Below are 25,018 nucleotides of genomic sequence, written 5' to 3'. Positions count from 1 at the left end.
ACTCCTTTCCAAACTATTTTTATCTTAGCAGATTACTCTTTAGAATTCGAGGAAAATAACTCTTCTACCGCTTGGGAAACGGTTACTTTTTCTTCTCTCACTAATTGTTCCAGTTGCTTCATTGATTGCTTCTTCTCCATCGAAGAAAAGAAGTCGTCATATAGCTTGTTTACAATCATCGTTTTAAACCAATCAATGGTTTGATCTTTCCTTCTATTTTGCCACACCTGATTAGACATCATCTTACTTTGAAATTGTAAAATGGTTTCCCAAACCGCATTTAATCCTGTTTTATAAAGGGACGAAACTGCCAATGCAGGAGTTATCCAATTAGGAGTGGACGGTGCTAGGAAATGAAGGATTTGTTTATATTCCGCAACTGTTTTTTTAGCCAGCTTCTCATTCGTTCCATCCGTCTTATTGACAATAATCGCATCTGCAAGTTCCATAATTCCCTTTTTCATCCCTTGCAGTTCATCTCCTGCACCAGTTAATGCAAGAAGTAAAAAGAAATCGACCATTCCACGAACAATCGTCTCACTTTGTCCCACACCAACTGTTTCCACAAAAATTACGTCATATCCTGCAGCTTCACACAAAAGCATCGTTTCTCGTGACTTTTTGTGAACTCCACCTAATGTCCCAGCCGAAGGAGAAGGTCTAATAAAAGCATTCGGATGCTTCGCAAGCTCTTCCATTCGTGTTTTATCACCTAATATACTCCCACCGGTAACGGATGAACTTGGGTCAATTGCTAACACCGCCACTTTAAACCCTTTATCCACAAGCATTTTTCCAAAAGATTCGATGAATGTACTCTTCCCTGCGCCAGGCACACCAGTTATACCTATTCGAATACTGCTCCCTGTGAATGGTAGCAAAGATTTTAATAATTGCTGACCAATCGTTTGTTGATCAGTTACCGTACTTTCTATAAACGTAATAGCTTTCGCTAAGTGAAGTCTAGAACCTTTTCGAATTTCACAAATATATTCCTCTTGATCGATAACAAGTGGTTTTCTTTTCGAAAATTTCTTTACAGATGCTGTTCCTATTCCATCGTGCTGAGATTTAATGCCGCTCATGACATGCAGTGCCGATTGGTTTGTTTTATCCGTTTCTGCCATTAGCCATCCACTTCCTCATAACCCAATCTTCTATAAATTTCTTCGATTACTTTTAGTGCTGCGACTGGAATAACGGTTCCTGGTCCAAAAATAGCTGATGCACCGTTTTCGCGTAAGAACTCATAGTCTTGAGCAGGTATAACCCCCCCAACAACGATTAAAATATCTTCACGTCCTAATTTTTTCAGTTCTTCTTTCAATGCAGGAACAAGCGTCATATGCCCTGCTGCCAGAGAGCTAACACCAACCACATGCACATCATTTTCCACTGCTTGCTGTGCTGTTTCCTCTGGAGTTTGGAATAACGGACTTATATCTACATCAAAACCTAAGTCTGCAAATGCTGTGGCAATTACTTTTGCACCGCGGTCATGGCCATCCTGACCCATTTTTGCTATTAATATACGTGGGCGTCTTCCTTCATTTTCTAAAAAGTCCTCAGACATTTGTTTCACTGCTTCGATTTCATCTGCATCATTAAAGTTTGCACTATATACACCACTCACGGAACGAATCACCGCCTTATGTCTTCCCGCAACAACTTCAATCGCATCGGAAATTTCCCCAATTGTAGCTCTTTTTCTAGCAGCATCTACTGCACACGTTAACAGATTTTCGTTTCCAGTTTTTGCAGCTTCCGTTAAAGCAGCAAGTGCAGCTTTCACAGCTTTTTCATCACGATTTTGTTTTACTTGTTGTAAGCGTTCCATTTGTTTTTGACGAACTACCGTATTATCGATATTTAAAATATCTATTGCGTCTTCTTGATCTAGACGATATTTATTGACACCGATAATAATTTCCTTTGAAGAATCAATTTGAGCTTGTTTTTTTGCCGCCGCTTCTTCAATTTTCATTTTTGGAAGGCCAGTTTCTATTGCTTTTGCCATACCACCAAGTGCTTCAATTTCTTCGATAAGAGCCCACGCTTTTTCCATTAGTTCATTCGTAAGTGTTTCCACATAATACGAACCGCCCCATGGATCAATAACTTTCGTCATATTCGTTTCTTCTTGTAGAAATAATTGCGTGTTACGAGCAATTCTTGCAGAGAAATCTGTAGGTAGAGCAATCGCTTCATCTAATGCATTTGTATGAAGAGACTGTGTGTGTCCCATTGCTGCAGCATTTGCTTCAACTAGAGTTCTTGTGACGTTATTAAATGGATCTTGCTCTGTTAAACTCCATCCAGATGTTTGTGAATGTGTACGTAGCGCTAGTGATTTCGAATTTTTCGGATCGAAGCTTTTCATCATCTGAGCCCAAATTCTTCGTGCAGCTCGCATTTTTGCCACTTCCATGAAGTAATTCATGCCAATCGCCCAGAAGAATGAAAGCCTTGGTGCAAATGAATCAATTTCTATTCCTGCTTTTATACCTGTACGAACGTATTCTAGTCCATCCGCTAATGTATAAGCTAATTCAATGTCCGCCGTTGCTCCTGCTTCTTGCATATGATAGCCAGAAATCGAAATTGAGTTGAATTTCGGCATATTTTTAGCAGTATACGCAAAAATATCTGCAATAATTTTCATTGACATTTCTGGTGTATAAATATATGTGTTACGAACCATATATTCCTTCAATATATCATTTTGTATCGTTCCAGCTAGCTGCTCCGGAGTTACTCCTTGTTCTTCTGCAGTTACAATATAAAAAGCAAGGATAGGTAACACTGCCCCGTTCATTGTCATGGAAACAGACATTTGGTCGAGAGGTATACCATCGAATAGAATTTTCATATCCTCCACAGAGTCAATCGCGACTCCCGCTTTTCCGACATCACCGGTTACACGTGCATGATCTGAGTCGTATCCACGGTGAGTTGCTAAATCGAATGCAACAGACAATCCTTTTTGTCCCATCGCTAAGTTTCTTCTATAAAATGCATTACTTTCTTCTGCAGTCGAGAATCCAGCGTACTGGCGGACTGTCCAAGGTTTCGCAACATACATGGTTGGATATGGTCCTCGTGTATTTGGCGCAATTCCTGGAAGGTCGTGTAAATGATCCAACTTTTCTCTATCGGATTCATCATACACTTGTTTTAACGTAATACCTTCATTTGTCATGAAAGAAGTTGCTTCTATATGTTCTTGGGTTGTCGTTTTTTCCAATAGACTATCGATGGATACTTTTGAGTAATTAGGCGTTTTCATGAGAATTCTCCTTTGTAGCAAGAGCTAGTAGTTTATGTCCTTTATCAAGAAGAGATTGCCCTGCGTAAATTCTTCCGGAAAGACCCATATCTAACCAGTCTTCGTATTCATCAAATTTTCCAGCAACATCCATTGGAACAAGTAATTGTTCATTTAATAGTGCAGGTACTAAACCAGCAGTCTGTTCATCGTTTCCAACGAAAACTACGTATTTAATGCTATTGCTGTTTATCCATTTCTGCAAATCTACAGGTTTTAAGTTTTCTGATGCAACAATAGGATTTATTCCAATTGAAGTTAAGTAACCACTGACAAAATCCATCCGAGATTTGTAATCTTTTAAAACTCCATAAGGGATAATAGCAGTGTTCAGCGGATTATGCTGAAATGACTTACGTAAATGTTCGAATGGCTCCGCAAGACGTTTGTATTTTGTAGGAAGAATCTCCATTTCTACTTGGTCTTCTGGATTCGCATATATATTTGTGCCGATTAACGACTTTTTACGAGTAGCTAAGCTTGTAAGCTGCTGTTCCCATTTTATAGCTGCACGTTCTTGTAGCTTGGATTCCCTATCCTCCATCGTATCTTCCTTCATTAACTCTAAAAAGTACTCCCAGCTTTTTTCTACAAGTTCTTTTGTTAATGTTTCTATATAATAAGAGCCACCAGCTGCGTCTAATACTCGGTGAATATGTGTTTCTTCTTTTAGAACAAGCTGCATATTTCGTGCAATTCGCTTTGACGTCGTATTAGCCCCTGTCAAATAATCATGTGGAATCGTAGTAACACTATCAGCTCCCCCTAAAACTGCTGCAAGCGCACTGTTACCAGCACGAAGAATATTCACATTTGGATCAAGTGCAGAGAATGACCGTAAAGATGTTTCCGCATGTACTGGTATGGAAGTGATTGTTTCGTTCTCATGTGCTTCTCCAAATGCTTTCCAAAGTACTCGAAATGCACGTATTTTCGCAATTTCCATAAAGAAATTAGTATCAATGGAAAATCGAACAAATGATTTTTTTATTACTTTATCTAGACTAGCAGATGCAACTGCAGCATCTGCTTGAACAAGCACACTTGCTAACTCACTTACAGCGTCTCCACCTTCTTGGTGAATTTTAGATCCGTCTAAGAAAATTGTGCGTGCACTTGGAAAATCGATTGTGTCAGCGCCTATAATAGCCCCTTTTATGTCTTGGAAATTATGTAAAAAAGACGGATTACTTGATACATCTAAAAGAACATTGTGATCAGCTAAAAGAGATGAAAATTCCTTTATTTCCGAAGCCGTCCAGCTATGATTTGTATCCACTATGTAATGGATTACATCATTCCCCTTTGTGAGCGCTTCTTTTATATCTGCTAAAATCTCTTCACTTGAATTACCAGTAGCAGCTTGAGCTACATGCCAATTGGAAGATTTTTTGGATTGTCTGATCGTTTTTGTTTGATTTGCAGGAGTTCCTTGTAAATCCGCTAAAGAATAAAGCGGTTTCAAAACTATATTTTCTAAAGTTTTAGTCGAAAGTGATTCAAGTGTTCTTCCTTTCAAGGACTTTAGAGCAACTTGCTCCCATTCAGCAAGAGTCGCTTCTGTAAATGTCGTTTGTTTCATGTTATGTATTGTCATATGAACGCTTTCGCTTCCCCCTTGTAAACTCTATTTACTAGTTTTATTTTACATCAGTAAGTGGATGGAAGAAAGAACAATAGAAAAAAGTGATTTCCATTTTCCTATTCACTGTGATAGTTGGAAAATAGGAAATTTAGTTGGAAAAGCATGGGCATTAGTTGGAATGTGATGATAAAAAGGGCCATCTCCTCAGTCGATTCATTTATCAACATAGGAAAAAGCCCTTGGAAATATTTTATTTATTTTTTATTACTAATTCACTTGGTTCTTCTAAATACTCTTTTGCAGGAGCAGGATGAGTATATCTTCCCATCGCTGTTTTATGCTTTCTAAGTCCTAACTTTTCATAAAATCCTTCTCTGCCATGTGTAGCTGTAAGTTGGAGAAAGAAAATATCACTACAGTTAGTTAAAATATCCGCCATCACTTTTTTCCCAATCCCCATACTTTGGAAGTTGGGATGTACTAAGACGTCATAAATAGTACCATAAAACTCACCATCCGAGACTACCCTACCACAGCCAATTAATTTTCCTTCTAAATACGCTAATGAAACAAAATAGCTTGCAGTAAATGCTTTTTGAAGTCTATGTTTAGGAAAACTAATCCACTCCACATCTACATAGAGTTGCTCTAACTCATCCCAATCTAAATTATCTAACGAATTAACAATCGAAACTTGTGATACGATGTTCGAACTCATTCTACTTCCCCTCCGTAAAATCTCTCTACTGCTTTGGAACAATTATATATTCGTTACAATATAGAACAATTCCTCTCTATTATTAAAATAAAGACAAATCGAAAAAGACATATAATCGCTAAAATAGAACAATTTAAGATAGAGGTGAATCTATGTGTCCAGTAAATTAATTAAGATAGTTTTGATTGGCGTATTATTTTTCAACTTAAGTGCTACACCATCTTTCCATGCAGAAGAATTTATTGAAACGGAAGAGAAAAGATTGTAGAAAAAGGTGGACGAGCTGAATGACCTGATAAAAGAAATGAAACATCGTCTTCAAAGACTAGAACCAACTGATGCTATACAAATTTCTGATCCTCCCTGGAGTGAACAAGCTTTCCCATCAACGGTCGTACCAGTTTCAGAAGTTATCGAGAATGGAACAAAAATTGCTTTCGAAACAATCTTGAATAAACCTGATTATAAAAGACCTTCTTACGAAGCACATTGGCATAGTACAACTGGGCGATGGAGTTATGTTCCTAATAGGATTCATTATGCTCTACATCGATTATTTATAAATTACGATGCTGGACTCTCTGGTTGGTACGACTTCGAACACAATATCGGATTATCAATTCCTATGTTTCAAAATGAAACAGACTTAGATTTATATATTGTCGTTTTTCAGACTGAAATTACCGATGTTTATACGAAAGGTAATCAAGTGGTTGTTGTCGGTAATCCAAAAAGAAATGGCGTCCAGGCTATTACCATTAAAACAAGTGCGATACATCCAATTAATAAAGAGGAAGCCCTGCTTGTTCAATTAGTTACTCCCACAGGAGATGAAATGGATTATGCGCTCACTTCTTATATGCCTCCTGACTTTTGGTCAAAGCAAAAGCAAAACTAAATAAGTAAGAATGCAAATCAAAAATAGAACGTTATTTATACGAACAAAAGAAATAGCTTGTTTTGAAAAAGATAATTCAAAACAAGCTAAATTAATGATCTCACTATTTTTTGATTATTTAAGAGGCGATCCAGAAACTATATGCCAATGGAGGTGTTTAGAATCTTGGTATTTACCCATGTTAGTAATTACTCTACAAGCCCCATTTTCTAAAGTTACTTTTGCCGCAACATCTTTCACTACTCTTAATAGTTCTAGAAGTAATTCATTTTCACTCTCATCCATTGCTATTAATGATGGTATGTGTTTTTTAGGAATTGCCACTATATGTACTGGATAGAAGGGTTTCGTATGGTAATATGCAAGTACATTATCAGTCTCAATGATTTTATTTACAGATGTTTTCCCATTTAATACTTCATCACAATAAAAATCCTCTGACATAGTATACCCCCTATCAATTATGAGCTTGTTAGAAAAACCTTCCCTTTCCTTCTATTAGAAGATTCCACATTTTCAATTGCTTCTTTCACATTCAAAAGATCGTATTGAGCATCCATTTTCATTAAGTGTAATTTTTGATCATTTATGAGTGTTTTTATTTCATTGAATGCCCCTTGCCAAGTATCTAAAGAGGCTTGATTATTCCAATTTCTTAAATGAAACAAATTCGCGTTCACTTTTGCCTTATGTATTATTTCTGCCCAGTTAACTTGTACTCCGGATAAAAGTCCAATCGTTAAAAAATTCCCATTCGGATGTACGCAAAAACCCAACTCCGTACCTGATGGACCTCCCACAGAATCAATGGCAGCATCAACACCAATTCCATTCGTTATTTCCATAACTGTTTCATATAGTGGACTTTTAGATGTATCAATTACATAAGAAGCACCACATTCTAGTAAGTCTTTTGTATGTAAATTATTCCGAGTAACTGCAATTAACTGAAACCCCAAAACCTTAGATAATTGGGCAAAAATATGACCAATAGAAGAGCCACATGCATTTACCAATAAGACATCATTTGGTCTTAATGCTAAGACTTTCTTACAAGTAACCCACGCTGTAATTGGATTTATATACATTTGTGAAGCTGTAAAATCATCAATAGAGTTAGGTATAGAAACTGCATATTCTGCTGATGTTTTGACATATTCTTGCCAAGTACCTTCCCCACGCAAAGGTAAAACACGTTTACCAATTAAATTACGAGATACTAAAGAACCTACTTCTTCTACAATTCCAACTCCTTCATAGCCAGGAATATTAGGCAAAGAAATCCGATGAGCATAAGATCCTTTAATCGGTATTAAATCAGAAGGATTAATAGGCCGAGCCAACATTCGTACAAGGACTTCATTTTCCATTGGCTTCTGAATACTTTTAGATTCCACTTTTAGTACGTCTTGAGGGCTACCGAATTCAAAGAATTTAATACATTTTGCCTCCAAAACAATAACCCTCCTTTAATAATTATGATATGTTCTATTAATAGACTCTTTCTCCATCTAATATAATTCTATAACTCGAAGTTAATATATAAGTAGTCAAAAATTAATTCTCATCAAAAGGAGGAAATAGAGATGAAAAACAAACACTGTGTGTTTTGCAAAATAGTAAATAAAGAAGCGCCTTCAAATATTATATATGAAGATGAACTGATTTGTTGTTTTTTAGATATAGATCCTATAAATGAAGGTCATGTATTGATAGTACCTAAAGAGCACTACCATGATGTTGATGAGTTAGATGATGAAACTTTACTAAGAATTACTAAACTATCTACAAAGCTTACGAAAGTTATAAAAAAAGCTTTTAATCCAGATGGATATACAATTATGCAAAATGGAGGTATTTTTACTGATTTTGGACACTATCATATGCACATATTTCCAAGATATATTGATGATGAATTTGGATGGACGTGTAAAGAACTGGATAATAAAAATAGTCTAGATTCAGTAAAAGAAAAAATAAAAGTAATACTAGATAGAGAATTATAATGGGTTAGATTATTTACAAATACAATTAAATTACTTATAAAGAGGGCTCAAATTTAGCCCTCTTTTGTTTTACATATTAAAAAATTTGTATAATTTTAGCTCAATAGATTTGTTTTAATATTTTTCCTTACAAATAAGCCTGTATATACAAGGAATATACCTATCATCAAAATAATGCCAATATACACGGACATCATTGTAGGGATTAAAAACGCTCCGATGATAATGGTTGATCTTGCTATTAAATCCGCTCCACTAAATGAAATGTTCGAAAATGCGGAGTAAGATCCTCTCTTATCAGCTGGAATCATATTCGCTTGTTCAGCATTACGAACAGGTGAGTAAACTAATTCACCAATCGTAGCAATAAGGTTAAACAAAACTAGTATGTACCACGTGTTCGCAGAAGTGACCGTTATATAACCTATACTATAAATTATCAATCCAATTAGTAATACTTTTTGCTTACTGAAGCGATCTGTAAATTTATTTATCAAAAATGTAAAACATACTACTAGCAACATATTTTCTATATTAAGAATACTTAACATACGTACTCCGACAATTTCGAAATCTCCGATATTTACAGATTTGAACGTTTCCGCCAATCTCACACCGATATAGCTATTTAAAGAAAATTCTGCTGCAACGATAAACATTGAGCCTAATACGACTTTGACAAAAGGTATATCTTGAAAAGCTACTTTATAATTTTGTAACAAGTCAATAAGCACATTATCATGTTGTTTTTCTAAACGATTTGTATGTTCATCAATCAGCCAAATTTTGTATGCAATTGGAACGATTATAGACGTAATAGTTAGCATGGCAAACAGTTCAATTTGATGATTTATATACAGCAATCCTCCAAGAGCTGCCCCTATAGCCATCGATAAATTCACAAGCCAATAATCTAGTGCATACACTTCCTTTCGATTTTCAGGTGTAGTGGAATCAATAATGATTGCATGCATCGCTGGTCGGCCTAGGCTACTCGTTACTATAAAAGCTACATAAGCAGTGGCAAATAGCCAAATAATATTCTCTTTTGGAAATAAACTAATGGTCATGAATAAAAACATCAAGCCACTTAAAAATGATGTAAAAACTAGCACTCTTTTCCTGGGGAATCTATCTGAGATATAACCACCAATTAAATTAACAAAAAAACTGACGATTACTGTAAATATTAAAAAGACTCCAGCCCAAACTTTACTCATTTCTTGTGCAAAAAATAAGGCCATAAAAGGCATTACCGCTGATGAAACAGCACGGTTAAAAAAAGACGTAATTAAACGTACTTTAATATTTTGTGGATAGTTTTTCCAAGACATGTTGTCAACCCCCTCTGTCTTATGTATATTAAACTAGACTCAATAATTATTAAATGGACATTTGAAATAATTATGTCCACTTTTAAAAGGAGCTTACTATGGATAAATACTTATTAACGTTATGGCAATCTATTTCGTCGGGAAGTATTAAACAATCTGAAGTAGCAGACTTGCTTCAATTAAGCCCGAAGCAAACTACTCGTTATATACAAAAGTGGTCAAAAGAAGGTTGGCTAGAATTTACTTCTGGTGTAGGAAGAGGCAAAGTATCATCTTTAAAATGGAACAAAAATGTGGAAGTTTTTTTTGAGGAACAAGTTATGACAATGATCGATAAGGATCCTGTCGAATTAAGTAGTAAATATTTATTATTAGATTGGTCACCAGCCAGTAAACTCCGTCTAATGAATAAGTTTCGAGACAAATTTGGATATGTTCAATCTACTAATGATAAACTTGTTATTCCTAGAAGATACCCTTTTTTGACAATACATCCTTTAGAAGCTGCGGATGTAAATAGCGCTAGCTTAGTAGCGAATGTTTATAATCGTTTAGTCTCAATCGATGAACAAGGTGTTGTTTCGTCTGAACTGGCACATAGTTGGGATGTTACTTCAACAAAAGTTCGGTTATATTTGAAAAAAGATATTAAATTCCATGATGGTTCTATATTAACTGCAGATGATGTAGTCGTTTGTTTAGACAAATTACGTAACAATCCCCAATACCAACATTTATGGAAACCGGTTCAACAGATAAAAGCCCTATCACCATTAGTAATTGATATTTATTTCCCAACAGGATGCAGTTATTGTTTACAGATGCTCGGAACGATGAATGCGAGTATTTATAAAGAGAATAAAGGTGATGTGCTAGGTACTGGTTGTTTCTACTTAGAAGATAACAACGAAAAGAAAACAACCTTACTAGCGTTTAAGGATTATTTTGGTGAAAGGCCGTTACTTGATGTAGTAGAATTCGTTCAAGTTCCTCAGGAGTTCGACGTAGTGTATAGATCCTCTGCACAAGAAGAAACTCACGCTACTTTTCAAGTAGAAAGTGATTCAGGTTTTGGCGTAGTGATGATGAATACATATCGAAATACCGCAATACAACGTAAAGATGTACGTGATTATTTGCATTATATTATTGCTAAAAACCGACATGAAATAGTACAAGTTGATTCACGTAAACTTCCGAATCATCAAGGCTGCCTCATAGGAAAAGGTGGCAGTTATGCTATTTCTGAAGTAAAAAGGCCAGTTTTTTCAGAGCCTCTCGTTTTGAAATTAGTGAATTACACAGAAACCACAACGTTGTGGTTGAAAGACATATTGGAAAAAGAAGGAGTTCCAGTCGTAACAAAAAGGGTTTCATTTAAGGATACGGTTTCCAATAATGCGGAGAACGAGGATGTCGACCTCTTTATACACGGAGAAGTGTTTGAGATGAATCAAAACTTTTCATTTTTCTATTTTCTATTAAATGGATACTCAAAATTAGCTAGCATCTTGAAAAAAGATAAGAAATTGAATAGTTATTTAGAGGAATACCTACACACTCCATTTGATAAATGGACAACCTTAAATGTGAAAGTAGAAAAAGAATTAATCAACAAATCTATTATGATTCCGCTATATTACGCAAAACGGCAAATCCCTTTTTCAGCAGATTTAATGAATATTAACATTAAGCATTTTGGCTATGTAGACTTTTCAAAACTCTGGGTACGACCAGAAATATAACAAAGCCCATTCGCCTTTTAAGTGCCATCTGAAAATGCAGAGCAACCATAAGAAAAGCCCAGTGCCCCCTAAGTGCATCTTCTCTTCATCGTTTCTTGCGTGCTTTGGACATTATGTCGGCCATCTTATTACCGGATAAGCTTTAAGAGGGACGGGAAGTGGCAAGCCACTTCCCGTCCCTCTTTTTCGGTAATCCTTTGGCTGTCGTTTATCCGTCGCCCGCTTGAAATGGTTGGAGTCAAGTTTCTTTTGCTTAGGTTAAATGAAAGAATTGATACTATCTACCGGGAGAGCGGCTCCCGAAGATACAATTTCGGGCGCTCTTCGCTTCTCAATTTAGAGATGCTGCTTATTTTTTTCAAGTATTAATGTCGAAAACATATAAACAAAAACGAGGGCGGTGAAAAACTTGAAATTAGTACTTTTATAGGAACTTTTTACTTTATCCTTTTTTTATATAGGAGAAAAAAGCGCGGCGGTATGAGACTTCTGCGGGAAAGCGAGACATACTAGACCCCGCACGGAGCGAAGCGAGTGTACTGAAAAACTGTCTATTTTTTAAGGTAAATACTTTTTCACATCTAGAAAATCGTTGAAAAAGGCGACACTCCTGCGGGAATAGCGTTAGTCGAAGACCCCACAGCGAAGCGAGGAGGCTGAGGCAACGCCCGCGGAAAGGGAGGGCACTGAAAAACCTTAGCTTTTAATTTTTTTATATACTCGCCATCAAAAAAGACAATTTTTCGTTCGATTTTGAACGAAAAATTGCCTTTTTCTCCTGTTNGGAGAAAAAGGCAATTTTTCGTTCAAAATCGAACGAAAAATTGTCTTTTTTGATGGCGAGTATATAAAAAAATTAAAAGCTAAGGTTTTTCAGTGCCCTCCCTTTCCGCGGGCGTTGCCTCAGTCTCTTCGCTTCGAGGGCACTGAAAAAGTGTCATTCATATAAATTATCTATCAAATAGTCCTAAGAGAATTTAGCGCTTTGGCATTCGCTTTCCGCGGGCGAGCGACGAGCCTCCTCCTACGCTTCGCNTCCTACGCTTCGCTTCGTGTGGGGTCTCGTCTGTCTCGCTTTCCCGCAGGAGTCTCATGCGTCGCGCTAAATTCTTTAAATGATATACAGCAAATAGTTCCTATAAAAATAATAATTTTGAGTTTTTAGGTTTCTAATAGTTTTAGCATTATTAGACTATTTGGCAGATTAGCATATTAAAGCAAATTAATGTACTTTTTTATTTGATGAAGGTAGCATATTTAAGTAGCAAGATACGTGGAGGAGAGATACATATGCAAACAATTACTGGTAAAACTGCACTTATCACAGGAGCAGGTCGTGGAATAGGAAGAGCAACAGCTATTGCATTTGCTAAAGAAGGCATTAACGTTGGTCTACTAGGAAGAACGATTGAAAATCTAGAAAAGGTAGCTGCTGAGTTAAAAGAGTTTGGGGTGAAGGTTTCATTAGCAACTGCAGACGTTGCAAATATGGAATCCGTTAATCTAGCAGTTGAGAAAATTAAAGAAGAGCTTGGCTCGATTGATATTTTAGTGAATAACGCAGGTATCTCCAAGTTCGGTCACTTTCTAGAAGTAGATCCAGAGGACTGGGCCAAAATTATTCAAGTAAATGTAATGGGCGTCTATTATGTAACAAGAGCCGTATTACCAGACATGATTGAAAGAAAAACTGGAGACATCATTAACATTTCATCTACTGCTGGACAGAAGGGCGCACCTGTGACAAGTGCTTATAGTGCATCAAAAGCCGCTGTAATCGGATTGAGCGAATCATTAATGCTCGAAGTAAGAAAGCATAATATTCGTGTAAGTACGTTAACACCAAGCACAGTTGCCACAGATATGGCAGTTGAACTAAACTTAACGGATGGAAATCCAGAAAAAGTGATGCAGCCAGAAGACATTGCAGACTTTATGGTAGCACAGCTTAAAATGAACCCGAGAATCCTGCTTAAATCGGCTGGGTTATGGTCAACCAATCCTTAAATAAGAAAATCGTTGAAACGGATCTCTTTCCGGAGGCCACTGAAAAACCAAAATTCAGAAAATAAAGTCACCACTTGAGAAGTATATTTGTATCAAAATTGGCATGACGTCCCCATAAACACCCTAAAAAGTGAAGGAATTATGGGATTTCGTTTTTATTTTTTGAAAAAAAGTGACTTTTTCAGTGGCCTCTCTTTCCGCGGGCGTTGCTTCAGTTGCTTCGCTTCGGGGTCTTCTGCTAACGCTATTCTCGCAGGAGTGTCGCCTTTTTCAACGATTTTCTAGAACTGATAAAGTAGAGTATGGGAATTATTGAAAATCCCTCTCTACTTTTTTAGCTTTTTAAACATCCTTTTTTGTATAATCCTATTCTTCAAGGATACACTAACGTAAAAGAAAGGATGAGTTTTTGAATGAAGGATACTAAATTTGCTGAACTTGATCGTGAGCAGTTGCAAGAGCTTAACGAGCTGGAAGATAAACTTGGAGTTACACTTGTCGCTTATGATACTTCAGCGACTTATAATAGTACATCTAGTGAAATGCCCAATTCATAAGCAAGCTAAGAAGTATATTAAAAAGAAGCATGTCTCATTTTTATCTGAGGCATGCCTTTTTTTGCTGTAGAGCATTTTTCCAACTAAATCGTTAAAAATTCCAACTAACCTTAGTTTTTTTCCAACTAAACGCATTAAAAATCGTATGCTGCTTCTTTTGCCTCTCTAATCATATTTACTACATCCATCATCTGAACCGTGTCATCCACAAGTCGATTAATGCGGAAGTGTACATCATCATTTACAATTTCTTTGCGATGGAAATCTTGTTCTTCAACAAATACATAAGTTGGGACAATAGTTGCTTTCATATAGGCTAGAATAGGCTTCAACTGTTGTTCCACCATTAAGAAATGCTTAGATGTTCCAGCTGTTACAACCATGCTTACTACTTTTTCACGAAACGCATTTTCAGGCAATAAGTCAAAAATATTTTTCAATGTTCCTGGAATGGATGCCTGAAATGTCGGCGTTCCGATAATCAGTGCATCAGCCGCCATAATTGTTTCGGTTACGTATTTTGTATCACCATCGTAATCTATATAATTACGTCCATCACTGTAGACAATGTTATAGGCACCTAAATCAATTAGTTCTACTTCTGCATTGGGATATTTTTCTCGAACTTTATCCATTGTATATTCCATTGCGATTTTAGTTTTAGAGCCAACGATAGAGCCGGCTATTCCAACAATTTTCATTTGAATGTCCTCCTATTTTTGGGCAGTTGCTTTTTTCACTGCTGGCATAATTTCGGTTGCTAGTAATTCAATATTTTTCGCTATTTTTTCAAATGGCACGCCACCTGCGTCAATTTGTGCGAGGAAACGTTGTTGTCCGTATAATTCGTATTGGTATAGCAATTTCTCAATTATTTGTTGTGGGCTACCAACCATTAATGCGTCACGGACACTTTTAGATTCTGCAAATTGTGCTTTTGGATAACCAGAACCACGTAACTGTAACATCGTATTATTAATATATGGGTAAAACTCACGCATAGCCGTTTGAGAATCTTCCGCTGTATATAATAAACTAGTTGTCGAGATAGGTAGGGTAGCTGGATCATGTCCGTATTCATGGGCCATTGCGCGATACATATCGACAGATGTTTTAAATGCCATCGCAGGACCTCCTAATGTTGTGAGCATCATCGGCACACCTGCACGGCCTGCTTTAATCGCACTTGCTGGTGGGCCACCTACTGCACGCCAAATGGGCAGTTTCCCATTTAACGGTTGCGGAAAAATTTGCGCATTATTTAAGGAAGGTCTATATTGACCGCTCCATGTGATCTGTTTTTCTTCATTGATTTGTAATAAAAGATCCATTTTCTCTTCGAATAATTCCTCATAATCACGTACATCATAGCCAAATAATTCATATGCCCCTAGTCGAGAACCACGCCCTGCAACGATTTCTGCTCGGCCATTTGAAATTAAATCAAGTGTTGCAAAGTCTTCGTATACGCGTACTGGATCTGCAGTACTTAATACAGTTGCAGAACTTGCAATTTTAATGTTTTTTGTTGCTTGAGCAATAGCACCTAAAATAACGGTATGCGCCTGTGTCGCAAATTTGGGTTGATGACTTTCACCTACAGCGAAGACATCTAAACCTGCATCATCTGCTAATTTTGCTGCTTCGATTAATTCTTGAATACGTTGTTGCTCACTAATTTGATGTCCTGTCATCGGATCATTCAAATAATCTCCTATTGAATAGATTCCTATTTCAATCCCATTTTCTGGTTTTATTCGATATTGTTCCATCATTTATATATTCCTCTTTTCTTATATAATTGGTTTTAGTTTTGCTTCGATTTCAGCCCGTCTATTTTCTAAAAACGGAGGTAATGCTAATTCTTTACCGAGATTTTCATTTGCTTCGTCTGCACTAAATCCAGGGCCGTCTGTCGCTAATTCAAATAAGATGCCATTGGATTCTCTGAAGTATAGACTGTGAAAGTAGTAACGATCGATTACACCGGTAGATTCGAATCCAGCATTTCCAATGCGTTCTGCCCATTCTTTCATATGTTCTTCGGTATCAACGCGTATAGCGATATGATGTACGCTACCACGACCTGGTCGTTCTAAATCCCCTTGTAAACTTTTCAAAACGATTTCACTATAAGCAGCACCTTCCACTGATTGAAAAACGCCTTCTTGTATCTCGTGATAGCCAAGTAAATTGGTTAACATATTGCCTGTTTTCGCTATATTACGAACTGTTAGTTCGACTGGTCCAATTCCTAAAATTTGATGTTGAATAGGAACAGGGGAGCCTTCCCATGGTGTCCAAAATGTCGGTGTTTCTTTTGCTTCATTGCTAATAAGCAGTAATTGTAATCCATCAGGGTCTTCAAATGGTAATGCTAAGCGGCCACCATAAGTAAAGAGATCACCATGCTTTACGTCTAATAACAGAAAGCGTTGTTGCCAATAAGTTAATGTTTCTTCGTTTTGTACTAATAAACCAATTCGTGAGATAGAATTGGTTCCTCGATGCGTACGGGCAGCTATTGGTAATTCGAAAAAAGATAATTCAGTACCAGGACTTCCTGTTTCGTCACCATAGAATAGGTGATACATGCTAGGAGTGTCTTGGTTTACTGTCTTTTTAACTAATCGTAATCCTAATGTTTCTCGATAGAAATTCACATTTGTTTGTGCATTTTTTGTAACCATTGAAACGTGGTGATGACCTTTGATTGTGTTCATTATTTGTTTCCTCCTTATCAATTTACATATCAACTGATATTGTAAAATTTTTTTTGTTTAAATCTAACACCCTCAGATCTCAACATCTGATAAAGGCGCTCGTAATTTTGTCATTTTTGAGGACATTCCTTTTCTAAGCTATGTTTTTGAATTTTTGTCATGAGCATATAAAGTTGTTTTTTCTCTACTTCATTCAGCACTTCGTCAAACATAGAAGATTGAAACTCCGTTTGTTCAGGCATTGCTTTTTGTATAAGAGCTCGGCCTTTATCAGTTAATGAAATGTACTTGATCTTCCAATCCTGCTTGCGTACGATTAGGCGTTCTTTCTCTAGGCGAGTTAACATACGAGACATACCGCCTCTGCTAACAGTTAGTTTTTCTGCTAAATCCATTTGTGTAATAGGCTCATAAATATGAATTTGTGCAAGTACATCAAATTGTGCAGCAGTCATATCGTATCTTTCCAAAAACTCATTCGACAACTGATTACTTCGTTGTACAAAACGCGCAATTCGCAACCAAATGAGAGAGCTTAGCGTATGTTGTTCCATCATTACCAACTCCTTTTCTTTATCTTGTAACATCAGTTTACTAGTAAATTGATAATAACGCAAGATATTTATTTTGAATTCAAGATATATTGATGTAGAGGGAGTTCTAGAGTGATAGATTAGAGATTAAGGCAAATAAGAAAATCGTTGAAACGGCTCCCTTTCCACGGGCCACTGAAAAAGTCACTTTTTTTCAAAAAATAAAAACGAAATCCCATAATTCCTTCACTTTTTAGGGTGTTTATGGGGACGTCATGCCAATTTTGATACAAATATACTTCTCAAGTGGTGACTTTATTTTCTGAATTTTGGTTTTTCAGTGGCCTCCCTTTCCACGGGCGTTGCCTCAGTCTCCTCGCTTTGCTGCGGGGTCTTCGACTAACGCTATTCCCGCAGGAGTGTCGCCTTTTTCAACGATTTTCTTGAAATGAAAAAGTATTATCTTAAAAAATCCAGTTTTATAGTGCCCTCCCTGAAGGTCTCAAGACTCACGCTATTCCTACAGGAGTCGTCATCGATTGACGCGCAGAGAATTAATTCTCTGAGCGTTTTGAATGGTGGGGCACTTGAAGAAAAAATTACAAACTACATTCCTGAAAATATAATAATTCTTGGTGTTTAGTTTCTGAATGATAACCCATTTTCCTTTAAAGCAGATCTAAGTTTAGGTAAAGAAGCTGGTCCCATACCGTGAAATTGCAAAATCTCTTTTTCACTATATTTAGATAGATTCTTCAAAGAAGTTATTCCGTTTTTTTCTAATGCTCGCCTTGCTGGTGCGGAGAGCAATGAAAGGAATCCATCGACAGGTCTGCGTTCTTGCTCACAGGTCGGACAGGTTGGACAATCGCTGCTTTTATAATATTTATGTCCATTGTTGCAAGTCCTTAAATTTTTCTCTGAAGTTGTCATTTTAAATTGTCCCCTTTTCTTATGAAATTTATTTCACCTTTCAAAACTTTCTCAGTGTATTAGACGTTCTTGCTTGCGTTAATTTAAGTACATTTCTTAACAATCTATAGATTTATTTTATCATATGGTTACAAATTTCCTTTTTTTCAGGTAAGAAACCTTTACGTGCATTGTCCTTAGAAAGTTTAGTATTACAAGTTCAAGTTTGCTACATTAATACTCTAGGATATTTTTAGGAACGGGACAGGACACAATGGTGACATACTTTGTGTCGTTTGGAGAAACGTCCGCTCGACTCCAGCGGGAAAAGCGAGACAGACGAGACCCTGCAGGAGCGTAGCGACGAAGCGGCTCGACGCTCCCCCGCGGAAAGCGAGCGGTAAGCTTCGGAAAACAAATTGCTTACCGAATGTATATACTTTCTTTCTTCTCAAGAAAAGCGCCAGCACCTTGGTAAGCCCCAACAAGCAAATAACCAAGGCGATCGTTAAACGTTATCCACATGAGTACCGAAAAAGGGAGAGGAAGGAAAGTGACGAGTCACTTTCCTTCCTCTCCTAAAATTTCATCGGTAATAGTGTAGTTAACGTGCAATCAAAGCACTCGAGAACTTACTATCTTATACGACTTTCAGTTTCCTTATCGAAGAAATGGCTTCTTGATAAATCGAATGATAGTTTAATATTTTGGGCAGGTTGGATAAGTGAATCAGAGTTTATTCGGGTAACATACTGTTGACCTTCGAGTGCAGAATAGACCATCAATTCTGTTCCAGTTAATTCAGATACTTCGATATTAGCTTCCACTGTTGATTCCGAAAATTGAGCTAGAACTTCAGCATCTTCTGAAATATGTTCGGGTCTTATTCCGAGAAGAACCTCTTTTTCGTTGTATCCTTGAGAATTCAGCATCGTGAGTTAGTGAACAGATCCGTGCTAAATCCAATTTGAAAGTCTTTTCTGCGACGAGGAGACTCACGGACCGCCCGCAGAAAGCGTCCGTCTGTAACGGAAATCAACAGTATAGTTAACAGAGCCAAATAATTAAACCCTTTTTATGACTATTAAAATCAAAAGCTGAAACAGAACAGTTAAAGTTCCAATAGCTTCAAGATAGGAGATTTCACAGTGTCCACAGACTTAGTTGCACTCTTTCCATCTATCGAACTATTATCTAAATGCCCAGTTGTAAACGAATCATATATATACATATTTCATAATGAAAATTCGAATTGTTGGATGACCATCAACAAAAATGAAGTATCTGATCGTGAATATACATTGCTTTCTTCAGTTTTTCCAGAAGTTAAACAAACCATTCCGTGGGCGAGCGCCGAGCCTCCTCCTGCGCTACGCTTCGTGCGGTGTAGCTAAGCCTCCACAAAAGGATTTGATGAATCTTTTTGTGGAGGCTTAGCATATAATGATGTGCAAAATTAAATTGCTCTTAATCCTTTTGCAACTTATCAATAGTTTCATTGACACTATATCACTTAAAACATATCATTAATTTAAATAGAAAGAATATTTAGAAACATAAAAAGGAGTGACGATACTGGATGATGGAGAGAGATACAAGATTAGAATATGCAAGAAAATTAGATCAGCAAGACGCGTTGAATAGTTATCGAGATGAGTTCTATTTGCAACCTGAAGTTATTTATATGGACGGAAATTCTTTAGGATTGTTGTCTAAAAGAGCAGAGCAGTCATTATTATCTGCACTTGATGCATGGAAGAAATACGGGATTGATGGTTGGACACAAGGAAAGGATCCATGGTTTTATTTCTCCGAGACATTAAGTGAAATGTGTGCACCACTTGTTGGTGCAGCGAAAGAAGAAGTAATTATTACAGGCTCTACAACAACAAATTTGCATCAGCTAATTGCTAGTTTCTATCATCCAGAAGGAGCACGCATCAAAATTCTAGCGGATGAATTGAACTTTCCTTCCGATTTATATGCGATTAGCAGTCAGCTAGTCTTGCACGGCTATGATCCTAAGGAGCAGATGAAATTAGTGAAAAGTCGTGATGGAGATACATTAAGCGAAGCGGATATTATAGATGCGATGACAGATGATGTCGCGCTAATAGTGCTACCAAGTGTACTTTATCGAAGTGGACAAATCTTAAATATGAAAGCGCTTACTAATGCTGCGCATGAACGAAATATATTAATTGGATTTGACTTATGTCATTCGATTGGATCGATTCCACATTGTTTGGATGATTGGGATGTAGACTTTGCATTTTGGTGTAATTACAAACACCTAAATGGAGGGCCAGGGGCTGTTGGAGGCTTGTATGTTAATAAGAAACACTTCGGACAAAAGCCTGGGCTTGCTGGCTGGTTTGGTTCGGATAAAGAAAAGCAGTTTGATCTGGCGATCGAAATGACACCAGCCTCGAATGCTGGTGCATACCAAATTGGAACACCGAGTATTTTTAGTGCTGCACCATTATACGGTTCACTTCAAATATTTGCTGAAGCAGGCATACATGCAATTCGTGAAAAGTCGTTGAAATTAACGGATTATATGACATTGCTTGTCGAAGAAGAATTGAGTGACTACCAATTTACAATAACAAATCCAAAGGAACACGAACGTCGAGGTGGTCATCTTTTTCTAGTTCATGAAGAAGCGGCTCGGATTTGTAAAGCATTAAAAGAATACAAAGTTATTCCGGATTTCCGTTCTCCAAATGGCATTCGTTTAGCACCTGTTGCACTATATAATTCATACGAAGATGTGTGGAGAACGGTGCAAATATTAAAGAAGATTATGAAAGAAGAGTCATATAAAAAGTTCGAAAACAAACGAGACGTGGTTGCATAAAAAGGAGGGGTTCGATGTCGGAGAATATTTCGGAACTGCATGAAAAGCTAAAAAGTGAAAAAGGGATTTATACTGATTTTCGGGAAGATATGACGTACGGTGAGTATTTGCAGCTCGATGGGATTTTATCTAGTCAAAAACGATTATCAGGTCATCATGACGAAATGTTATTTATCATTATTCACCAAGTGAGCGAGCTTTGGATGAAATTAATATTGCATGAGCTAAATAGTGCTATTCAAGCAATTCAGGACGATAAAATGCAAGCTGCTTTTAAAATGCTTGCACGTGTTACGAAGATACAAACGCAGATTATCCAAGCTTGGGACGTACTTTCGACATTAACGCCTGCCGAGTATTTAGAGTTTCGTGATAAGCTAGGAAAAGCATCTGGATTCCAATCGTTTCAGTATAGACAAATTGAATTTGCACTCGGCTATAAAACAAAACATATTTTGAAAATCTATGACCAAGATACTGCCTTATATGAACAACTTGAAAAAGCGTACAATGCGCCAAGTATTTATGATGTAGCAATTCAAGCATTAGCAAAAGCAGGATTTACATTGAATCCAGCTGTCGTGGAGCGTGACTATTCCGTGACTTATGTGGGAGATGAGTCAGTTGCTGCTGCATGGAAAGAGGTATATCTAAATGTGGATAAGTATTGGAATTTATATCAATTAGCAGAAAAACTCGTTGATGTGGAAGATTGGCTTCAGCAGTGGCGCTTCCGCCATATGAAAACAGTTGAACGCATTATTGGATTTAAAACTGGAACAGGTGGTTCTTCCGGTGTAAATTATTTACGTAAAGTGCTTGATCATCGATTTTTTCCTGAACTGTGGGATTTAAGAACAAACCTTTAAGGAACGGAGGGAGTAAATGAACTCTAATAGAGGACAATGGTCTACTAGACTTGGCTTCATCTTATCTTCAGCTGGGGCAGCGATTGGGCTAGGAGCTATTTGGAAGATGCCATATGTCACTGGCCAAAGTGGTGGAGGAGCATTCTTTTTAATCTTTGTATGTTTAACGCTTCTTATCGGGCTTCCGATGCTAGTCTCTGAGTTTATCATTGGGCGCGGAGCTGGAGCAGAAGCAATTACTGCTTACAAAAAATTAGTGCCAAAAAGTGCATGGGTATGGATTGGTCGGCTTGGCGTAGTTGGATGCTTCCTCTTATTATCTTTTTATAGTGTAGTAGGTGGTTGGATTCTAGTATATAGTGGCATGTCTGTTGTTGGAAATGTCATTACGGAAGGTACAAGTTCAGAGGCGTTGTTTGGCACTATTATAAGTACCCCTTGGATTACACTCGTAGGATTGTTATTGTTTACGCTATTAAACGTATTAGTTATTTCCTCAGGTATCCAAAATGGGATAGAGAAAGCCAATAAATTTATGATGCCATTATTATTCATTTTTTTCTTTATACTCGTTATTCGGTCTCTAACAATTGATGGCGCAATGGAAGGTGTAAAGTTCTTTCTATCACCAGATTTTTCGAAAACTACAGGTGAATCTATTCTTTATGCATTAGGGCAATCCTTTTTTGCGTTAGCAGTTGGGTTTTCTTGTATGGTCACGTACAGCTCCTACTTAAAGAAAGATGTAAGCTTACCATATTCAGCAGGTTCAGTTGTATTAATGAATATTTTCGTATCATTACTTGCAGGATTAGCAATTTTCCCAGTCGTTTTTGCTTTTGGCTATGAGCCAGCAGAAGGTCCAGGGTTATTATTCATCGTCCTACCAACTGTATTTGGACAAATGCCATTTGGGGAGTTATTTTTAGCTCTATTTTTAATATTATTCTTATTTGCTACACTGACTTCTTCTTTTAGTATGTACGAAATTATTGTTGCGGCACTTATGGAAAAATGGCAAAATGCACGTAAAATGATTTCATGGATAATAGGTGGAGTGATTTTTGTTGCATCTATTCCATCCGCATTATCATCAAGTTTACTTCAAGACGTGACGATCTTTGGAAAAAGTGTATTCGACTCGACGGACTTTCTAGTAAGTAATATGATGCTTCCACTAGGCAACCTGCTCATTGCTATTTTCATCGTTCATAAGATGAACAAAGTATTAGTGAAGGAAGAATTTACGCTGAGTAGTTCGTTATCTCCTATGTATTATACAATTTGGCGCTTTTTAATGACGTGGATTGTGCCAGTTGTGATTGTTATTGTGTTAGCTTATTCACTTTGGCCAATTTTAGGAGGATGACAATGGAGAAACGATGGGTTGATATTTCACAACCATTTTCGAATAAAATCGGCACTTGGCCAGGTGATACGCCATTTCAATTTGAACTAGCATACTCAAAAGAGCAGACTGGTTCTGTTAACATCGGTCGTTTCACAACAAGTGTGCATACCGGGACACATGCCGATGCACCATTTCATTTCGACAATAATGCACCGACCATTGAACAGCTCGATGTCAATATCTACATTGGTCATGCTAAAGTAGTAGATGTCACAGGAGTGGAATCAATCGGACGAGAAGAATTACAAGCATTCGAGTTAGATGGTGTGGAACGATTACTATTAAAAACAGCTAAAAAAAATAGTGTAGAACAGTTCCCTACACAAATTCCAGTCTTAAAAGAAAATATCGGTGCTTTTTTGCAGGAGAAAGGGATCTTTTTAATAGGAGTCGATCACCCTTCCGTCGATGCTTTGGATAATAAAGACTTACCTGCTCATCATGCACTTTATCGACATGGTGTCCATATAATAGAAAACTTATTATTACAAGATGTCGCTCCAGGTAATTATGAATTGATTGCGCTGCCTCTAAAGATTCAAGGAGCAGATGGCAGTCCGGTACGTGCTGTCATTCGAGCTATCTAGTAGATAAAGCAGAACTTGCTTTATCTACTTTTTTTGTCCTAACTTGAAGAGAGTTTCCAAAGTTTTTGCTACCCCGTCGTTATCATTTGTATCTGTAACTTCTTTAGCCAATTCCTTTAATTCTTCTATTGCATTTCCCATGGCTACTGGATAACCACAAAGCTTAAATAATCCTAAGTCATTAAAATCATCCCCAAATACAACTATCTTCTCAGGAGATATGTTGAGTTTATCTGACACGAAAGAAACTGCATATTCTTTCGAGATATTTAATTGCATTATTTGGATTAATTTATTTGAATCGGTAATGATGATGTTTGCTTTATCATTATACTTTTCAATAAACGGTTGAATCAGACTTATATTCGAAACTAAAATTTTTGTAGGTTGCAACTGTTTTAGTTTCTCTAACTCGAGTTTTTCAGGGTTATTTGTAATTTTCATAAATGCAGTGTAGTCAATGTCTTTGTAACTGTACCATTTGTCTTCTACTTCTATAGATAACCAATGATTTGGTTCAGCTTCAGTTAAGTAATCGATTATATCGGAACATACATTTGAATCTATCGAAAAATGTTCGTTTATTTTTAATTCCTCACTAACAATCATTGCTCCGTTATAGTAAATCATAACTGATGACGATTGAATTTCTTCGGGTAGTAGAAATTTAACTGACCTAGGAGGACGGGCTGTAGCGATGATTATTGGGATTCCGGACCTTTTTAGTTTTATGATCGAATCAATATTCCGTTTACTAATTTCTTTATTCGAATCTAGTAAAGTACCATCTAAATCTAGAACTACTGCTTCCATTTTTGATTCTCCTTTTCTTATTAATATACAACTAAAATGTAAATTTGACGAAACTGAAAACTATAGAGTATTTTTAATGGAACAGAGGAAGAATAGTGAGGTAAGTCATACCAGATATTTTTAAAACCGCTTATA

24 protein-coding genes are annotated in these 25,018 nt (G+C 36.9%); 10 read left to right on the top strand and 14 right to left on the bottom strand.

Annotation, left to right across the window (positions count from 1 at the left end; genetic code table 11):
* Window positions 1-32: 32 nt before the first annotated feature.
* The 4 genes from meaB to FG384_RS12085 all read right to left on the bottom strand — a co-directional run bounded on the left by meaB (window position 33) and on the right by FG384_RS12085 (window position 5,628).
* Complete coding sequence (gene meaB, locus FG384_RS12100) at window positions 33-1,127, bottom strand: methylmalonyl Co-A mutase-associated GTPase MeaB (RefSeq protein ID WP_142642856.1); 1,095 nt, start codon at window positions 1,125-1,127, stop codon at window positions 33-35.
* A complete protein-coding gene (gene scpA / locus FG384_RS12095; protein ID WP_142642855.1) occupies window positions 1,127-3,286 on the bottom strand; it encodes a methylmalonyl-CoA mutase in 2,160 nt (719 codons plus the stop codon). Before scpA ends, meaB begins: the two co-directional genes overlap by 1 nt.
* Window positions 3,273-4,922: a methylmalonyl-CoA mutase family protein gene (locus tag FG384_RS12090; protein ID WP_142642854.1), complete on the bottom strand. Its 1,650-nt coding sequence runs from the start codon at window positions 4,920-4,922 to the stop codon at window positions 3,273-3,275. The genes scpA and FG384_RS12090 overlap by 14 nt, the downstream gene beginning before the upstream one ends.
* A gap of 238 nt (window positions 4,923-5,160) precedes the next feature.
* Window positions 5,161-5,628, bottom strand: a complete 468-nt coding sequence (locus tag FG384_RS12085; RefSeq protein WP_142642853.1) for a GNAT family N-acetyltransferase — start codon at window positions 5,626-5,628, stop codon at window positions 5,161-5,163.
* Window positions 5,629-5,902: 274 nt separating this feature from the next.
* Here FG384_RS12085 and FG384_RS12080 point away from each other — a divergent pair, with 274 nt between their 5' ends.
* Window positions 5,903-6,526: a hypothetical protein gene (locus FG384_RS12080; RefSeq protein WP_142642852.1), complete on the top strand. Its 624-nt coding sequence runs from the start codon at window positions 5,903-5,905 to the stop codon at window positions 6,524-6,526.
* Between the two features lie 114 nt (window positions 6,527-6,640).
* Here the strand turns inward: FG384_RS12080 and FG384_RS12075 are convergent, their stop codons facing one another.
* The gene (locus FG384_RS12075) at window positions 6,641-6,970 is read right to left on the bottom strand and encodes an HIT domain-containing protein (protein ID WP_142642851.1); all 330 of its coding nucleotides are present in this window, start codon (window positions 6,968-6,970) and stop codon (window positions 6,641-6,643) included.
* Window positions 6,971-6,987: 17 nt separating this feature from the next.
* A complete protein-coding gene (locus tag FG384_RS12070) occupies window positions 6,988-7,980 on the bottom strand; it encodes a zinc-dependent alcohol dehydrogenase family protein (RefSeq protein WP_240793411.1) in 993 nt (330 codons plus the stop codon).
* Window positions 7,981-8,082: 102 nt separating this feature from the next.
* Here FG384_RS12070 and FG384_RS12065 point away from each other — a divergent pair, with 102 nt between their 5' ends.
* Window positions 8,083-8,532 carry an HIT family protein gene (locus FG384_RS12065; RefSeq protein WP_338101331.1) on the top strand — a complete coding sequence of 150 codons (450 nt, stop codon included), beginning with the start codon at window positions 8,083-8,085 and terminating at the stop codon, window positions 8,530-8,532.
* 95 nt (window positions 8,533-8,627) lie between these two features.
* On the opposite strand, the gene FG384_RS12060 is transcribed toward FG384_RS12065, so the two are convergent.
* The gene (locus FG384_RS12060; RefSeq protein WP_142642849.1) at window positions 8,628-9,866 is read right to left on the bottom strand and encodes an MDR family MFS transporter; all 1,239 of its coding nucleotides are present in this window, start codon (window positions 9,864-9,866) and stop codon (window positions 8,628-8,630) included.
* A gap of 98 nt (window positions 9,867-9,964) precedes the next feature.
* Between FG384_RS12060 and FG384_RS12055 the strand changes: the two genes are divergently transcribed.
* The 3 genes from FG384_RS12055 (at window position 9,965) to FG384_RS19830 (ending at window position 14,175) form a co-directional block, all read left to right on the top strand.
* A complete protein-coding gene (locus tag FG384_RS12055) occupies window positions 9,965-11,611 on the top strand; it encodes an ABC transporter substrate-binding protein (protein WP_142642848.1) in 1,647 nt (548 codons plus the stop codon).
* 1,290 nt (window positions 11,612-12,901) lie between these two features.
* Window positions 12,902-13,618 (top strand): 3-ketoacyl-ACP reductase, encoded by a 717-nt coding sequence (locus tag FG384_RS12050; RefSeq protein ID WP_142642847.1) that lies wholly within the window; start codon window positions 12,902-12,904, stop codon window positions 13,616-13,618.
* A 413-nt stretch (window positions 13,619-14,031) separates the two neighbouring features.
* Window positions 14,032-14,175, top strand: a complete 144-nt coding sequence (locus FG384_RS19830) for a hypothetical protein (protein WP_166462439.1) — start codon at window positions 14,032-14,034, stop codon at window positions 14,173-14,175.
* A gap of 134 nt (window positions 14,176-14,309) precedes the next feature.
* Here the strand turns inward: FG384_RS19830 and FG384_RS12045 are convergent, their stop codons facing one another.
* The 6 genes from FG384_RS12045 to FG384_RS12020 form a co-directional block, all read right to left on the bottom strand.
* Window positions 14,310-14,876: an NADPH-dependent FMN reductase gene (locus FG384_RS12045; protein WP_142642846.1), complete on the bottom strand. Its 567-nt coding sequence runs from the start codon at window positions 14,874-14,876 to the stop codon at window positions 14,310-14,312.
* A gap of 12 nt (window positions 14,877-14,888) precedes the next feature.
* Window positions 14,889-15,947, bottom strand: coding sequence for an LLM class flavin-dependent oxidoreductase (locus tag FG384_RS12040; RefSeq protein WP_142642874.1), 1,059 nt, complete (start codon window positions 15,945-15,947; stop codon window positions 14,889-14,891).
* Window positions 15,948-15,968: 21 nt separating this feature from the next.
* Window positions 15,969-16,898: a ring-cleaving dioxygenase gene (locus FG384_RS12035; RefSeq protein ID WP_142642845.1), complete on the bottom strand. Its 930-nt coding sequence runs from the start codon at window positions 16,896-16,898 to the stop codon at window positions 15,969-15,971.
* 110 nt (window positions 16,899-17,008) lie between these two features.
* Window positions 17,009-17,452: a MarR family winged helix-turn-helix transcriptional regulator gene (locus FG384_RS12030; protein ID WP_142642844.1), complete on the bottom strand. Its 444-nt coding sequence runs from the start codon at window positions 17,450-17,452 to the stop codon at window positions 17,009-17,011.
* A gap of 618 nt (window positions 17,453-18,070) precedes the next feature.
* Complete coding sequence (locus FG384_RS12025; protein ID WP_142642843.1) at window positions 18,071-18,364, bottom strand: RNA polymerase alpha subunit C-terminal domain-containing protein; 294 nt, start codon at window positions 18,362-18,364, stop codon at window positions 18,071-18,073.
* Between the two features lie 614 nt (window positions 18,365-18,978).
* On the bottom strand, window positions 18,979-19,275 hold the full coding sequence (locus tag FG384_RS12020) for a TOBE domain-containing protein (protein WP_142642842.1): 297 nt from the start codon (window positions 19,273-19,275) through the stop codon (window positions 18,979-18,981).
* 216 nt (window positions 19,276-19,491) lie between these two features.
* Between FG384_RS12020 and FG384_RS19825 the strand changes: the two genes are divergently transcribed.
* The 5 genes from FG384_RS19825 (at window position 19,492) to kynB (ending at window position 24,070) form a co-directional block, all read left to right on the top strand.
* Window positions 19,492-19,737, top strand: coding sequence for a hypothetical protein (locus tag FG384_RS19825; protein WP_166462438.1), 246 nt, complete (start codon window positions 19,492-19,494; stop codon window positions 19,735-19,737).
* A 188-nt stretch (window positions 19,738-19,925) separates the two neighbouring features.
* Complete coding sequence (kynU, locus tag FG384_RS12015) at window positions 19,926-21,203, top strand: kynureninase (protein WP_142642873.1); 1,278 nt, start codon at window positions 19,926-19,928, stop codon at window positions 21,201-21,203.
* Window positions 21,204-21,217: 14 nt separating this feature from the next.
* Window positions 21,218-22,072: a tryptophan 2,3-dioxygenase gene (kynA, locus tag FG384_RS12010; RefSeq protein ID WP_142642841.1), complete on the top strand. Its 855-nt coding sequence runs from the start codon at window positions 21,218-21,220 to the stop codon at window positions 22,070-22,072.
* Between the two features lie 16 nt (window positions 22,073-22,088).
* The gene (locus tag FG384_RS12005; RefSeq protein ID WP_142642840.1) at window positions 22,089-23,441 is read left to right on the top strand and encodes a sodium-dependent transporter; all 1,353 of its coding nucleotides are present in this window, start codon (window positions 22,089-22,091) and stop codon (window positions 23,439-23,441) included.
* A 2-nt stretch (window positions 23,442-23,443) separates the two neighbouring features.
* On the top strand, window positions 23,444-24,070 hold the full coding sequence (gene kynB / locus FG384_RS12000; protein WP_142642839.1) for an arylformamidase: 627 nt from the start codon (window positions 23,444-23,446) through the stop codon (window positions 24,068-24,070).
* 24 nt (window positions 24,071-24,094) lie between these two features.
* On the opposite strand, the gene FG384_RS11995 is transcribed toward kynB, so the two are convergent.
* On the bottom strand, window positions 24,095-24,883 hold the full coding sequence (locus tag FG384_RS11995; RefSeq protein WP_142642838.1) for a Cof-type HAD-IIB family hydrolase: 789 nt from the start codon (window positions 24,881-24,883) through the stop codon (window positions 24,095-24,097).
* Window positions 24,884-25,018: the final 135 nt, after the last annotated feature.

It is taken from the genome of Psychrobacillus vulpis, from assembly GCF_006861825.1.
GTDB lineage: Bacteria > Bacillota > Bacilli > Bacillales_A > Planococcaceae > Psychrobacillus > Psychrobacillus vulpis.
Note: the sequence above shows the minus strand (reverse complement) of the source record. Positions and strands in the feature narration are given on the sequence as shown.

Coding starts and splice junctions, on each gene's coding strand:
- meaB (WP_142642856.1), bottom strand. CDS start 1,127: ATGGCAGAAACGGATAAAACAAACCAATCGGCACTGCATGTCATGAGC.
- scpA (WP_142642855.1), bottom strand. CDS start 3,286: ATGAAAACGCCTAATTACTCAAAAGTATCCATCGATAGTCTATTGGAA.
- FG384_RS12090 (WP_142642854.1), bottom strand. CDS start 4,922: ATGACAATACATAACATGAAACAAACGACATTTACAGAAGCGACTCTT.
- FG384_RS12085 (WP_142642853.1), bottom strand. CDS start 5,628: ATGAGTTCGAACATCGTATCACAAGTTTCGATTGTTAATTCGTTAGAT.
- FG384_RS12075 (WP_142642851.1), bottom strand. CDS start 6,970: ATGTCAGAGGATTTTTATTGTGATGAAGTATTAAATGGGAAAACATCT.
- FG384_RS12060 (WP_142642849.1), bottom strand. CDS start 9,866: ATGTCTTGGAAAAACTATCCACAAAATATTAAAGTACGTTTAATTACG.
- FG384_RS12055 (WP_142642848.1), top strand. CDS start 9,965: ATGGATAAATACTTATTAACGTTATGGCAATCTATTTCGTCGGGAAGT.
- FG384_RS12050 (WP_142642847.1), top strand. CDS start 12,902: ATGCAAACAATTACTGGTAAAACTGCACTTATCACAGGAGCAGGTCGT.
- FG384_RS19830 (WP_166462439.1), top strand. CDS start 14,032: ATGAAGGATACTAAATTTGCTGAACTTGATCGTGAGCAGTTGCAAGAG.
- FG384_RS12045 (WP_142642846.1), bottom strand. CDS start 14,876: ATGAAAATTGTTGGAATAGCCGGCTCTATCGTTGGCTCTAAAACTAAA.
- FG384_RS12040 (WP_142642874.1), bottom strand. CDS start 15,947: ATGGAACAATATCGAATAAAACCAGAAAATGGGATTGAAATAGGAATC.
- FG384_RS12035 (WP_142642845.1), bottom strand. CDS start 16,898: ATGAACACAATCAAAGGTCATCACCACGTTTCAATGGTTACAAAAAAT.
- FG384_RS12030 (WP_142642844.1), bottom strand. CDS start 17,452: ATGGAACAACATACGCTAAGCTCTCTCATTTGGTTGCGAATTGCGCGT.
- FG384_RS12025 (WP_142642843.1), bottom strand. CDS start 18,364: ATGACAACTTCAGAGAAAAATTTAAGGACTTGCAACAATGGACATAAA.
- FG384_RS12020 (WP_142642842.1), bottom strand. CDS start 19,275: ATGCTGAATTCTCAAGGATACAACGAAAAAGAGGTTCTTCTCGGAATA.
- kynU (WP_142642873.1), top strand. CDS start 19,926: ATGGAGAGAGATACAAGATTAGAATATGCAAGAAAATTAGATCAGCAA.
- kynA (WP_142642841.1), top strand. CDS start 21,218: ATGTCGGAGAATATTTCGGAACTGCATGAAAAGCTAAAAAGTGAAAAA.
- FG384_RS12005 (WP_142642840.1), top strand. CDS start 22,089: ATGAACTCTAATAGAGGACAATGGTCTACTAGACTTGGCTTCATCTTA.
- kynB (WP_142642839.1), top strand. CDS start 23,444: ATGGAGAAACGATGGGTTGATATTTCACAACCATTTTCGAATAAAATC.
- FG384_RS11995 (WP_142642838.1), bottom strand. CDS start 24,883: ATGGAAGCAGTAGTTCTAGATTTAGATGGTACTTTACTAGATTCGAAT.